Annotated in this window: 12 protein-coding genes; 9 read left to right on the top strand and 3 right to left on the bottom strand. The window is 60.6% G+C overall.

Annotation, left to right across the window (positions count from 1 at the left end):
* The first annotated feature begins 29 nt into the window (after positions 1-29).
* From AC0IW7_RS08020 to ggt, 4 genes are all read left to right on the top strand, one after another.
* Entirely contained in the window at positions 30-1,625 is a 1,596-nt protein-coding gene (locus tag AC0IW7_RS08020) for a GMC family oxidoreductase (RefSeq protein WP_471816948.1), read from the top strand.
* A gap of 108 nt (positions 1,626-1,733) precedes the next feature.
* A complete protein-coding gene (gene coaD, locus AC0IW7_RS08025; protein WP_122492143.1) occupies positions 1,734-2,213 on the top strand; it encodes a pantetheine-phosphate adenylyltransferase in 480 nt (159 codons plus the stop codon).
* A 165-nt stretch (positions 2,214-2,378) separates the two neighbouring features.
* Positions 2,379-2,630, top strand: a complete 252-nt coding sequence (locus tag AC0IW7_RS08030; protein WP_471816950.1) for a YfhL family 4Fe-4S dicluster ferredoxin — start codon at positions 2,379-2,381, stop codon at positions 2,628-2,630.
* A 4-nt stretch (positions 2,631-2,634) separates the two neighbouring features.
* A complete protein-coding gene (ggt, locus tag AC0IW7_RS08035) occupies positions 2,635-4,347 on the top strand; it encodes a gamma-glutamyltransferase (protein WP_471816952.1) in 1,713 nt (570 codons plus the stop codon).
* Between the two features lie 81 nt (positions 4,348-4,428).
* Here ggt and AC0IW7_RS08040 read toward each other — a convergent pair whose 3' ends face one another.
* The 3 genes from AC0IW7_RS08040 to AC0IW7_RS08050 all read right to left on the bottom strand — a co-directional run bounded on the left by AC0IW7_RS08040 (position 4,429) and on the right by AC0IW7_RS08050 (position 6,742).
* Complete coding sequence (locus AC0IW7_RS08040; RefSeq protein WP_122492146.1) at positions 4,429-4,779, bottom strand: multidrug transporter; 351 nt, start codon at positions 4,777-4,779, stop codon at positions 4,429-4,431.
* Between the two features lie 206 nt (positions 4,780-4,985).
* Positions 4,986-5,798 carry a bifunctional DNA-formamidopyrimidine glycosylase/DNA-(apurinic or apyrimidinic site) lyase gene (mutM, locus tag AC0IW7_RS08045; protein ID WP_122492147.1) on the bottom strand — a complete coding sequence of 271 codons (813 nt, stop codon included), beginning with the start codon at positions 5,796-5,798 and terminating at the stop codon, positions 4,986-4,988.
* Positions 5,799-5,875: 77 nt separating this feature from the next.
* The gene (locus AC0IW7_RS08050; RefSeq protein ID WP_463550926.1) at positions 5,876-6,742 is read right to left on the bottom strand and encodes an HDOD domain-containing protein; all 867 of its coding nucleotides are present in this window, start codon (positions 6,740-6,742) and stop codon (positions 5,876-5,878) included.
* Positions 6,743-6,956: 214 nt separating this feature from the next.
* On the opposite strand from AC0IW7_RS08050, the gene AC0IW7_RS08055 reads away from it, so the two are divergent.
* The 5 genes from AC0IW7_RS08055 (at position 6,957) to AC0IW7_RS08075 (ending at position 12,934) form a co-directional block, all read left to right on the top strand.
* Entirely contained in the window at positions 6,957-7,496 is a 540-nt protein-coding gene (locus AC0IW7_RS08055) for a type 1 glutamine amidotransferase domain-containing protein (protein ID WP_471816954.1), read from the top strand.
* A gap of 159 nt (positions 7,497-7,655) precedes the next feature.
* A complete protein-coding gene (locus AC0IW7_RS08060; protein WP_471816956.1) occupies positions 7,656-8,852 on the top strand; it encodes a class I SAM-dependent rRNA methyltransferase in 1,197 nt (398 codons plus the stop codon).
* A 294-nt stretch (positions 8,853-9,146) separates the two neighbouring features.
* Positions 9,147-10,988 (top strand): dihydroxy-acid dehydratase, encoded by a 1,842-nt coding sequence (ilvD, locus tag AC0IW7_RS08065; RefSeq protein ID WP_471816958.1) that lies wholly within the window; start codon positions 9,147-9,149, stop codon positions 10,986-10,988.
* 268 nt (positions 10,989-11,256) lie between these two features.
* Complete coding sequence (locus AC0IW7_RS08070) at positions 11,257-11,562, top strand: ESPR-type extended signal peptide-containing protein (RefSeq protein ID WP_471816960.1); 306 nt, start codon at positions 11,257-11,259, stop codon at positions 11,560-11,562.
* A complete protein-coding gene (locus AC0IW7_RS08075) occupies positions 11,531-12,934 on the top strand; it encodes an ADP-ribosyltransferase (protein ID WP_471816962.1) in 1,404 nt (467 codons plus the stop codon). Before AC0IW7_RS08070 ends, AC0IW7_RS08075 begins: the two co-directional genes overlap by 32 nt.
* Positions 12,935-12,986 lie beyond the last annotated feature (52 nt).

The following is a 12,986-nucleotide window of genomic DNA, read 5'->3' on the forward strand; positions in this document are numbered from 1 at the left end:
GACCGAAGACTTAACCGAGAACCGCCTGCATGCCCGTACCCGATCTGTTTGCCGAAGGCCTGAGCCGCGGCTGGAAAACCTATAACGGCTCGCGCCTGGAACAGGACCTGACCCTGGAAGCCGACGTGGCCATCGTTGGCACCGGCGCGGGCGGCGGCACCACGGCCGAAATTCTCAGCGCGGCCGGTTACAAGGTGCTGCTGATTGAAGAGGGCCCGCTGAAAACCAGCAGCGACTTCAAAATGCAGGAGGCCGAGGCTTACCCAGCGCTGTATCAGGAAGGCATCGGGCGCATGAGCAAAGACGGCGCCATCACCATCATGCAAGGCCGAGCGGTGGGCGGCACCACGCTGGTGAACTGGACGTCGAGCTTTCGCACGCCCGAGCCGACCCTCGATCACTGGGCCAAAGAGCACAACGTCAAAGGCCATAGCGCAGCCGAGATGGCGCCCTGGTTTGAAAAAATGGAACAACGCCTCGGTGTAGCGCCCTGGATCATGCCGCCCAATGCCAACAACGACGTGCTGCGCGCCGGCTGCGAGAAGCTCGGTTATCACTGGAAAGTCATTCCCCGCAACGTGCGCGGCTGCTGGAACCTCGGCTACTGCGGCATGGGCTGCCCAACCAATGCCAAGCAATCGATGCTGGTCACCACCATTCCGGCCACGTTGGAAAAAGGCGGCGAATTGCTTTACTTGGCCCGCGCCGACAAGTTGCTGATCGAGGGTGACAAGGTCACCGGCATTCAATGCCAAGCCATGGATGACCGTTGCGTGGCGCCCACCGGCCGCACCGTCACGGTGAAAGCCAAACACTACATTTTGTCCGGCGGCGGCATCAACACGCCGGCGATTTTGCTGCGTTCGAAAGCGCCCGACCCGCACAACCGCGCGGGCAAACGCACCTTTATTCATGTGGTGAACTTCTCCGCCGCGCAGTTCGACCAGGTGGTAAACCCGTTTTACGGCGCGCCACAGTCTATTTATTCCGACCACTTCCAGTGGGACGACGGCACCACCGGGCGCATGTCGTTCAAGCTCGAAGTGCCGCCCATGCAACCGGCGCTTACCGCCACGCTGCTCGGACGCTTCGGCATCGACAACGCCATGCGCATGGAGCAACTGCCGCACACCAACGCCATGCTCGCCTTGTTGCGCGACGGTTTCCATCCGGACAGCGCCACTGGCACGGTGGAGTTGCGTAGCGACGGCAGCCCGGTGCTTGACTACCAAATGACCGATTACACCTGGGACGGCATTCGCCGCGCCTTCCACACCATGGCCGACATCCAGTTCGCCGCCGGGGCGAAAAGCGTGCTGCCACTGCACGCCGACGCCGACTACGTGAAAACCATCGGCGAGGCGAAAAGCCTGATCGATGGCCTGAGCATGGAGATCTACCGAACCCGCCTGGGCAGCGCTCACGTCATGGGCGGTTGCGCCATGGGCGAAGACCCAACGCAGGCGGTCACCGACAGCCTCGGGCGCCATCACCAACTGCGCAATTTGTCGATTCACGACGGTTCGCTGTTCCCCACCAGCATCGGCGCGAACCCGCAGTTGTCGGTGTACGGCCTCACGGCGCAACTCGCCACGCAATTGGCTGATCGCCTGAAAAGCGCATGAGACTAGGGGCGCAGGATTAATCCTACGCCCCAACGCGCCGATGACTTGGCCCACGGGGGTTGCTGCGCTACCATCCGACTCCCCTATGGCCTGCGCCAGGACGTCACGATGAATCGAGTGTTGTACCCCGGTACCTTTGACCCCATTACCAAGGGTCACGGCGACCTCGTTGAACGCGCCTCGCGCCTGTTCGATCAAGTGGTTATCGCCGTCGCGGCCAGCCCCAAGAAGAACCCGCTGTTCCCGCTGGAGCAACGCGTCGAACTGGCCCGTGAAGTCACCAAGCACCTTCCCAATGTGGAAGTGGTGGGCTTTTCCACGCTGCTGGCTCACTTTGCTAAGGAGCAGGGCGCCAATATTTTCCTGCGTGGCCTGCGCGCGGTGTCCGACTTCGAATACGAATTCCAACTGGCGAACATGAACCGCCAACTGGTGCCGGACGTGGAAAGCCTGTTCCTTACGCCGTCCGAGAAGTACTCCTTCATTTCCTCCACCCTGGTGCGCGAAATCGCCAACCTGGGCGGCGACATCAGCAAATTCGTTCACCCTGCGGTGGCCGAGGCATTGCTGGAACGCTTCAAGCGCTAAACGCCTCTGTCACCTGCGCGGTTTGCGTGGGAGCGTCAGCTGCGGCTGGGCATTCATCGCCCAGCCGCCTCATGCCGATTGGCGCCTCCCCCGACAATCCGGCACAATTTGCGCTCCGCTGTCCGAACATGCCGTGGCCGTAAGCTGCGGCAGGAGTTGTGTTTCATGTCTTTAATCATCACCGACGACTGCATCAACTGTGACGTTTGCGAGCCCGAGTGCCCAAACGCCGCCATTTCGCAGGGTGAAGAAATCTACGTAATCGACCCCAACCTGTGCACCGAATGCGTCGGCCACTACGACGAGCCGCAGTGCCAGCAGGTGTGCCCCGTCGACTGCATCCCGCTCGATGAAAACAACGTCGAGAGCAAGGATGAGTTGATGCAGAAGTATCGAAACCTCACAGGGAAAGCGTAACGCCATGCACCGCTGCCGCCGATTCAGCTCCTTCTCAACCAAGGCTGTTTTGGCGGCCTGGCTGCTTCTTGTCGTATTCAGCGCCAGCGCGACGACGCTGCCGAATCAGGCAGCCATCTCCAGCGCGCACCCTGCCGCAACCATCGCCGGCCTCGAAACACTGGCCGCCGGCGGCAACGCCTTCGACGCTGCCATCGCCGTCAGCGCCGCATTGGCGGTGGTCGAGCCTTACAGCTCGGGCTTGGGCGGCGGCGGTTTCTTTCTGTTGCGCCAAGCCGGCGACCAACCTCAGTACCGCTTCCTCGACGCCCGCGAGCGCGCGCCGCTCGCAGCCCATGCCGACCTGTACAAGCGTGACGGCAAAATAGACCCGAAGCTATCGCTCGACGGCAGCCTCGCCGCCGCGATTCCCGGCTTGCCCGCAGCGCTCGTAGAGCTGGCGAGCAAATACGGCCGCTTACCGCTGATGGATTCCCTGGCCCCGGCCATTCGCTTGGCCCGTGACGGTTTCTCCATCGACCCCGTGTACCGTGAACGCGCCCAGTGGCGGTTGTCTGCGCTGCGGGATAACCCGGAAACGGCGCGGCTATTTCTCGACGACAAGGGTGAAATTCCCGAAGCGCTCGCCCTGCTGCGCCAACCCGAGCTGGCCAACACCCTGGAGCGGCTTGGGCGCTACGGCAAACCCGGCTTCTATAGCGGCGATACGGCGCAACAATTGGTCGACGGTGTCCGCGCCGCTGGCGGCATCTGGACCCTCGCCGACCTTGAGCAATACGAGGTGGTGGAGCGCCAGCCGCTGCGTTATCCGTTACAGGATGGACGCGAGCTAATAAGCGCCCCGCCCCCTTCGGCCGGCGGCATCGCCCTGGCGCAAAGCCTGGCGATGCTGCAGCAGCTGCCGTGGCGCGAGGCCGACAAATTGCAGCGCGCGCACTATGTGATTGAAGTGCTGCGCCGCGCCTATCGAGATCGCGGTCTATTGGGCGACCCGGACTTTATCGCCAACCCAATCGCCAAGCTGCTTGACCCTGCCTACTTGAAGCAGCTGGCCAGCGGCATCGACCCGCAAAAAGCCACGCCCAGCAGCGCCCTGCCGCCGTCGCCCGCCTGGAAAGAAGGCAACCACACCACGCACTTTGTGGTGCTGGATGCTGCGGGCAACGCGGTGTCCGCCACGCTGTCGGTGAACCTGCCCTTCGGCGCGGCCTTCACCCCGCCAGGCACGGGCGTGTTGCTCAATGACGAAATGGATGACTTCGCCGCCAACGTGCAGGGCGCCAACGCCTATGGCCTGAGCGGCAGCCAGGCCAATGCCGTCGCCGCCGGCAAACGACCGCTGTCGAGCATGAGCCCAAGCTTTATAGAAAGCCCCACGCAATTCAGCGCATTCGGCACACCGGGCGGCAGCCGCATTCCGAGCATGGTGTTGCTAGCGATGCTGCAATACCTCGACGGCCAACCGGTGGCGAGCTGGCCAGCGGCTCCGCGTTATCACCACCAGTACCTGCCCGACGTGGTCGAGTACGAACCCAACGCCTTCACGGCCGCCGAACTCGACGCCCTGCAAGCGCGCGGCTACACGCCCAAACCGGTGGCGCGGCCTTACGGCAACCAGCAAGTGCTGCTGTGGAATAAAGACAGCCGCACGGTGGAAGCGGCGAGCGACCCTCGCGGCATTGGCCAGGCGAAGTTGTCGATGGGCGCCAAGCCCTAGCGATACCTTGCGAGGCGAAACGCGGGCACAAAAAAGCCGGTCACATGGACCGGCTTTTTTTATGCCGCTGAGCGTGGCGGTTTATTGCTGCTCGGGGCGTTTGTACCCGCTTTCGGTGCAGCCCAGGCAGCGCACGAAGGCTTCACGGCCCGGATCAACCACCAGCGCCTTGCCCGCTTCGCCGACGTTACCGCCAGCGGCAGTGAACGGCAGGCTGATAACGAAGGCGCCGGCGCCAATGATGGTGGCGGCGATCAGCAACGGACGCGCAACGATCAAGTCGCCCATCATCGCCCAGGCAGGCGGCGCCTGAACGTCATAAGCAGGGTCGCCGCTCTGGTTGCTAGGACCCGACCCATTTGCCATCACCGGCAGTGCCAGGAAGCCAGTGGTCAGCGCCAGGACGACAGCGGTTGAGCGGAACAGGTTCATGAGTGCGGTCCTTCATCGATTCAAAGTGCGGTGGCTGTAACTATAACAGCGCCCCGGAAATTGTCAGCGTGACGGCCGTCAAGCGCTGGAGATCGCATTCTGCGGGTTTTGCAGGGCAATTGGCGAGCGAAAAACCGCCTGTAACTGTGCGCTTACACACGCCCTGCAAACAGCGCGCTCAAGCACGCTGCTTTTTCACCGTTGTATCAGCGCTGACACCGTGGGCAGTACACGCTGGCGCGCTGTCCGAGTTTCACTTCACGCAACGTGGTGCCGCAGGTTTTGCAGAACTCGCCGCCTCGCCCGTAAGCGAACAATTCCTGCTGGAAATAACCCGGCTGACCGTCGCCGCCGACGAAGTCGCGCAGCGTGGTGCCGCCGCGCTCGATGGCGTGGGCGAGGATGCGTTTGATCTGCAGCGACAGCTCCAGATACCGCGCGCGGGAGATAGACCCGGCTTCACGTCGCGGATCGATGCCCGCAGCGAACAACGCTTCGGTCGCGTAAATATTGCCGACCCCCACTACCACGGCGTTGTCCATGATGAACGGCTTCACCGCCATGCTTTTGCCGCGCGAGAGCTTGAACAGGCGGTCGCCGTCGAACAGCTCGGTCAGCGGCTCCGGCCCCAGCTTCACCAGCAACTCATGCAGCAGCGGCTCAGTGCTCCAGAGCATCGCACCGAACCGGCGCGGATCGGTGTAGCGCAGCGCCAGGCCGGACTCCAGTTCAATATCGACGTGTTCGTGCTTGGCCACCGGCGTATCGATGGGCACCAGGCGCAAGTTGCCCGACATCCCCAAATGGCTGATCAAGGTGCCTGCCTCTGCCGTCAGCAGCAGGTACTTGGCCCGCCGCGTTACGCTTTCGATGCGCTGGCCAGACAGGCGCACATCGAGGTCTTCCGGAATCGGCCAGCGCAGGCGACGGTCGCGCACAATCACGCGGCTCACGCGTTGACCTTCCAGATACGGCGCAATGCCGCGACGCGTGGTTTCGACTTCGGGCAACTCAGGCATGGGTTCGCTCAGGCGTGACGCCAGGTCAGAAAAAAGAGGGAGAGCACCTTAGCAAAGCTCGGCTGCGGCGCCGAGGCTCAGTGCATGCTCAGATCGCGGATGCTTTCTTTAAGCGTCTGGAAGTCGTACTCAGACAGGCCGACGTACTCCAGCACCAGTTGCTCGATGCTTTGCCATTCGTAATCGTCGGTCTGGTTCCCCAGCACGCGGTGACTTTCGCAGATGTGCTCAGACATTTTCAAAATCGCCAACAGCGTTTTCAGCTGCGCATCACGCACCGAATCGTCGGTAAAAATCGACAGCGCGTTGTGGTGGTTGGCGATGGCGTCGCACAGGTGCAACGGCAAATTCCACGACTTGGCGGTGAAGTAACCAACCACGGCGTGGTTGGTATTGAGCACGCGATTTTCCGTGTCGACGATGCGCCGCTCCGCCGTGGCACTGGCATACGCCTCTTCCAACACGGTCATGTAGTGAGGAAAGCGTTTGATCATCAGCGGAATGCCGCAGTTGTGGAACAGGCCCAGGGTGTAGGCCTCGTCGGCCGCCTGGTAGCCGATGCGCTTGGCCAGCGTGAGGCAGGTCATGGCCACGTCTTGCGCGGTGTCCCAGAAGCGGTTGAGGGTGACGATGGCCTCGTCCGTCATTTCGCCTTTGATCGACTGCGCGTTGATCAAGTTGATGACCGTGTTGCAGCCCAGCAAATTGACCGCCTGCTGAATCGAGGCGATGCGGTTCGATAGGCCAAAAAACGGCGAATTGACGATTTTCAGCAAGGCGCCAGACAAGCCGGGGTCCTGGCTGATCAGCTTGGCGATGCTTTTCAGATCCGGGTGCGGCATCACCTGCTCCATTTGCAGGTCGACCATGATCTGAGGCTGCGGCGGTACGCTGATGCCTTGCAGGACTTTCTGGATTTGTTCGGCGGAGAGTTCGTGGGCCATGACTGCACGGGCTAGTAGCGTGACGAGTTACACAGTCTAACCGCCAACTTCGCAGACGTAACCCTCACCAACGTAGGAAAACACCGACAGACGGAAAGATATCAACAACGGCGCGGGCGAGCGGCCAGCGCCGCTCGTCTGGAGCAAACAGCCTGAACTTTCCCTTCGCCAGCGCCCTCGGAAATACACCTTCCACAAAATTAAAGGAGCTGCCATGACCACCTCTCTGCAAGGTAAGCGTGTTGCCCTTCTGGTGACCGACGGTTTCGAACAGGTTGAGCTGACCGGCCCAAAAGAAGCATTGGAACAAGCCGGCGCGACGGTGGACATTCTGTCCAAGAGCACCGGGCAAGTGAAAGGCTGGAACCACGACAAGCCCGCCGATGACTTTCCCGTGAGCAAAACCTTCGAAGCGGCCAACATCGACGACTACCACGCCTTGGTGCTGCCGGGCGGCGTGATGAACTCCGACACCATCCGCACCATTCCCGAAGCGCAAAGCCTGGTGGTGCAAGCGGCGCAGAAGGAAATCCCCATCGCCGTGATCTGCCACGGCGCCTGGCTGCTGGTGTCCACAGGGTTGGTCAAAGGCCGCACCATGACCAGCTGGCCCTCGCTCAAAGACGACATCACCAATGCGGGCGGCAAGTGGGTTGATGAAGAAGTGGTGCAGGACGGCACCTTTATCAGCAGCCGCAAGCCGGACGACATTCCGGCGTTTAGCAAAAAGCTGATTGAAACCCTGGCGGCGTAAACGCCGTTCCCGTAGGAGCGACCTTGGTCGCGAACCCTGAAAACGCCGGTCTACCCTTAGAGCGCGGTTTCCAGGATTCGCGAGCAAGCTCGCTCCTACAGCGCCCTAAGGCCTGGCCTGCTGGGCTATACTCCCGCTCTTTTTTCGGAGAGCGCCCCCATGTCCCTGCCCAGCCTGCGCCTAAAAGCCAATGCCGATCGCCGTCTGCGCGCCGGGCATTTGTGGGTTTACAGCAATGAAATCGATGTCGCCGCCACGCCGCTTTCCGGCTTTCAGGCAGGCGACCAAGCCATTCTCGAAGCCGCCGGTGGCAAGCCGCTGGGCGTTGTGGGCATCAGCCCCAACAACCTGATCTGCGCGCGCCTGCTGTCACGCGACACCAAACACGAACTGGATAAATCGCTGCTGGTGCACCGCATCAACGTGGCCTTGTCGCTGCGCGAGCGCCTGTTCGACCAGCCGTGCTACCGCCTGGTATACGGCGACTCCGATTTGCTGCCGGGCCTGGTAGTGGACCGCTTCTTCGACATTCTGGTGGTGCAAATCAGCTCGCCGACCATGGAGCGTCATAAAGACGACGTGCTCGCCGCTCTGGTGCAAGTGCTGCAACCGCGCGGCGTGCTGTTCAAAAACGACTCCGCCGCCCGCGATGCCGAAGGCCTGCCGCGTTACGTGGAAACGCCGTTTGGCGTAGTGCCGGAATGGGTGGCGCTGGAAGAGAACGGCGTGAAGTTCGAAGCGCCCGTAATCGAAGGCCAGAAAACTGGCTGGTTCTACGACCACCGCATGAATCGCGCGCGTCTGGCGCCGTACGTTAACGGCAAACGCGTGCTCGACCTGTTCAGCTACATCGGCGGCTGGGGCGTGCAAGCGGCGGCGTTCGGCGCCAGCGAAGTGTTCTGCGTCGATGCTTCGGCAACCGCCCTGGACGGTGTAGAGCGCAACGCCACCCTTAATGGCGTGGCCGAAAAAGTCACCTGCATCGAAGGCGATGTGTTCGCCGCGCTGAAAGAGCTGAAGTCGTCGGAAGAGCGTTTCGATGTGGTCGTCTGCGACCCGCCGGCTTTCATCAAACGCAAGAAAGACATCAAAAACGGTGAAGCTGGCTACCGCCGCCTGAACGAAATGGCCATGCGCCTGCTCAGCAAGGACGGCATCCTCGTCAGCGCCTCGTGCTCCATGCACCTGGAAGAAGACAATCTGCAGAACATTCTGCTGCAGAGCGCCCGTCACCTGGATCGCAACATCATCATGCTCGAGCGCGGCGCCCAAGGCCCGGATCACCCGGTGCACATGGCCATTGCCGAAACCCGCTACATCAAGAGCCTGACCTGCCGGCTGCTGCCGAACGCTTAAGACGTTGAGGCAGATCGCGGCTAAAGCGCCCGCCTCCGTCTGTGGGAGCGGCTTTAGCCGCGATGGCTGCGAACGCCGATCCAGACCGCCAGCCTTTCCTCCCCCGCTGTCTGCGGCGTAGAATCGAGCCATTCCTCGCCAACCATCCCCGGCGGGCTTATGAGCCCCGGCCGCACGAGCGGTGACCCCGTTTCGAATTGCGGCCTGCCCCGACCGCGCGGCCATCTGCCGTTGCCCCAGGCTCTGCTCACACACGTAAATAAACAGACACCTGATTAGCCGCAGGAACACGTCATGCCTGATTACCGCTCAAAAACGTCTACCCACGGTCGCAACATGGCCGGCGCCCGCGCCCTGTGGCGTGCCACCGGGATGAAAGACGAAGATTTCAAAAAGCCGATCATCGCCATCGCCAACTCCTTCACCCAATTCGTGCCCGGCCACGTGCACCTGAAGGACCTCGGCCAACTGGTCGCCCGCGAAATCGAAAAAGCCGGCGGCGTGGCCAAAGAATTCAACACCATCGCCGTGGACGACGGCATCGCCATGGGCCACGACGGCATGCTCTATTCGCTGCCAAGCCGCGAGATCATTGCCGACTCCGTCGAGTACATGGTCAACGCCCACTGCGCCGACGCCATCGTCTGCATTTCCAACTGCGACAAAATCACCCCCGGCATGCTGATGGCCGCCTTGCGCCTGAACATTCCGGTGATCTTCGTTTCCGGTGGTCCGATGGAAGCGGGCAAAACCAAGCTCGCCAGCCATGGCCTGGACCTGGTCGACGCCATGGTGATCGCCGCCGACTCCAGCGCCTCCGACGAAAAAGTCGCCGAATACGAGCGCAGCGCCTGCCCAACGTGCGGCTCGTGCTCCGGCATGTTTACCGCCAACTCGATGAACTGCCTGACCGAAGCCCTGGGCCTGGCCCTGCCGGGCAACGGCTCCACGCTCGCCACCCACAGCGACCGCGAGCAGCTGTTCCTGCAAGCCGGCCGCACCGTGGTCGAGCTGTGCAAGCGCTACTACGGCGAAGGCGACGAATCGGTTCTGCCGCGCAACATCGCCAACTTCAAAGCCTTCGAAAACGCCATGATGCTAGACATCGCCATGGGCGGCTCGACCAACACCATCCTTCACCTGCTGGCCGCTGCCCAGGAAGCCGAAATCGATTTCGACCTGCGCGATATCGACCGTCTTTCGCGCCTGGTTCCGCAGCTGTGCAAAGTGGCGCCGAACATCCAGAAGTACCACATGGAAGACGTGCACCGCGCCGGCGGCATCTTCAGCATTCTCGGTTCGCTGGCCCGTGGCGGCCTGCTGCACACCGACCTGCCGACCGTGCACAGCAAGTCCATGGCCGAAGCCATCGCCAAGTGGGACATCACCCAGACCGACGATGAAGCCGTGCACCACTTCTTCAAAGCCGGCCCGGCGGGCATCCCCACCCAAACCGCGTTCAGCCAGTCGACCCGTTGGGAAACCCTGGACGACGACCGTGAAAACGGCTGCATCCGCAGCTTCGAGCACGCCTATTCGCAAGAAGGCGGCCTGGCCGTGCTGTACGGCAACATTGCCCTGGACGGCTGCGTGGTGAAAACCGCCGGCGTCGATGAGTCGATTCATGTGTTCGAAGGCAACGCGAAAATCTTCGAAAGCCAAGACAGCGCCGTGCGCGGCATCCTCGCCGACGAAGTGAAAGAAGGCGACATCGTCATCATTCGCTACGAAGGCCCGAAAGGCGGCCCGGGCATGCAGGAAATGCTCTACCCGACCTCGTACCTGAAATCCAAAGGCCTGGGCAAAGCCTGCGCCTTGCTCACCGACGGTCGTTTCTCGGGCGGCACCTCGGGCCTGTCCATCGGCCACGCCTCGCCGGAAGCCGCTGCAGGCGGTGCGATTGGTCTGGTGCGCGACGGCGACAAAGTGCTGATCGACATCCCCAACCGCAGCATCAACCTGCTGGTAACCGACGAAGAAATCGCCCACCGCCGCCACGAGCAAGACAAAAAAGGCTGGAAGCCTGTGGAAAAACGCCCACGCAAAGTGACCACTGCGTTGAAGGCTTATGCCTTGCTGGCCACCAGTGCCGACAAAGGCGCCGTGCGTAACAAGGCCATGCTCGACGGGCTGTGATTCGGCCGGTTAACCCTGCAAGTAAAGCGCGGCTTCGGCCGCGTTTTTTATGCGCGCGGAATGGCCCCTTGGGCAATTCGCGCGATAGTCGATCCGTTTTCGTCGCACCTTTGCGTTAGGCGGCTCTTGCAGCAAGACCGTTCGCACTGGCAGAGCCCTTGGTTGTCCAGAAAGAATAAAACCTTGCCGGGATTTATAAGGGCGTTTCCTGCATCGAGCTCTAAAGCAGATACATAGCCTGGTCAGACTTTTATTCCAGGTCGCGGCCATGAACAAACACTGCTTTCGCCTCATCTTCAGCAAGCCCTTGGGCTTTTTAATTCCCGTCGCGGAAATCACTACGGCCCAACGTAAGCCTGGGCAGCGGCAGGCGCCGGCTGCTAGTTCAGTCGAGGCCAAACCGCCCGCGTTTTCGCTTAAACACCTCGCGCTTTCTCTGGTGGTGGCCGGTGTGCCGAGTTGGGCGGCGGCGGAAATTCTGCTGGATCGCAGCAACAGCGCCACGGTATCCAGCGCGGCCAATGGCGTGCCGGTGATCGAGATTGCCAAGCCCAGATTCAGTTATCGTCGATAAAACGCTTAAAAAAGCTCCTCTGGATAAAAAGGTCGCCGACGCCTTATTAAATTCATCAACCCTAACTCGTGAAGAGCTGGAGGCTATAGGCAGGTATACGACAGGAATGAATTACACCATTAACCACTTACTCCGCCATGGCCGTCCGGATCATCCGTTACTTGTTTACATCGATTCGGCAATGAACAAATTGAAGAACTCCTCGCCCGACAAGGTAGAGCGCTACCATCGAGCGATGCCGGTGGATGCGAAGCTAAAAGAGGGCGGTACCGTCGTTGATCCAGGTTTTATGTCCACATCACGAATCGCGGCTATCGCCAGAACACACTTGGAGCCCGGAGTGAGCGCGCAAACCACTATTTTCTCCAAGCCGGGAGCCGATATTTCAAAAATCAGCAAATTCCCCGCGGAACAAGAAGTACTGCACGCCCGTAATAAATCGTTAGACCTGCTGTTCAAGGGGTATGACATCGTTACAAAAGACTTCAAATACGTATTCGCCCAAACCGACTTGCCTGCCTCCTCGGGTAAGCGATTCGACATGGATTTGGCGATAGCAAATAAAGTGCTGCCTTGGCCCACTAATGCACCGGCAAGTTCGGGCTTTGCTCCCGTTCCCGCATCGCTCGATGCCTCGCTAGATAGTCCGCCTTCCGTAATACCGCCAATGACCATCGACTCTGGCTGGAAGAAAATCACTGGCCCATTGGGCTCTAATGATGGCGGCGTTTATCAGGATGCAAACGGCTATAAGTGGTACGTAAAAATCCAAACCAAACCGGAACTTGCGCACAACGAGATATTAGCCAACAAACTGTATGACGCAGCGGCAGTCGACGTGCCTGCGGCTATATTGGTCGACCAGAATGGCAAGGCAGGAGTAGCCACTCAATTTATCGAAGGCTTACATGTGCTCGATAGTAAACAGTTGGCCAACCTGCCTGGGGTTAAGGAAGGGTTTGCGGCAGATGCCTGGTTAGCTAATTGGGACGTCGTAGGCTTAAAAAATGACAACCTTCTAAGCGATGGAACGAAGGCTATCCGAGTGGATACCGGAGGTGCGCTGGAATACCGCGCTAACAACCGTCCCAAAGGCGATAAGTTCACACCAGACACCGTGAAAGAACTGTCGACCCTGCGCCATCCGTTGATGAACCCGTCAGCCGCTGGCGTATTCGGCGGCATCAGTCAGGATGAACTTAAAGCCTCCATCGACCGCGTGTTAGCGGTTAAAAACGAAACCATATGCGCGCTGTGCGAAACTTGGAGTGGTGGTGATACGGCGCACCAGAAAGAACTGGCTAACATACTTATTGGCCGGAAGGAGGCGTTAAAGACATTCCAGCAACTGCTAGACCAACCGCAACCGTAGCGAACCCGGCCACCGCGCTTGGCAGGGCCGGCTAATACCGATTGAGCGGCCC

This window comes from Pseudomonas sp. AC229, from assembly GCF_979254655.1.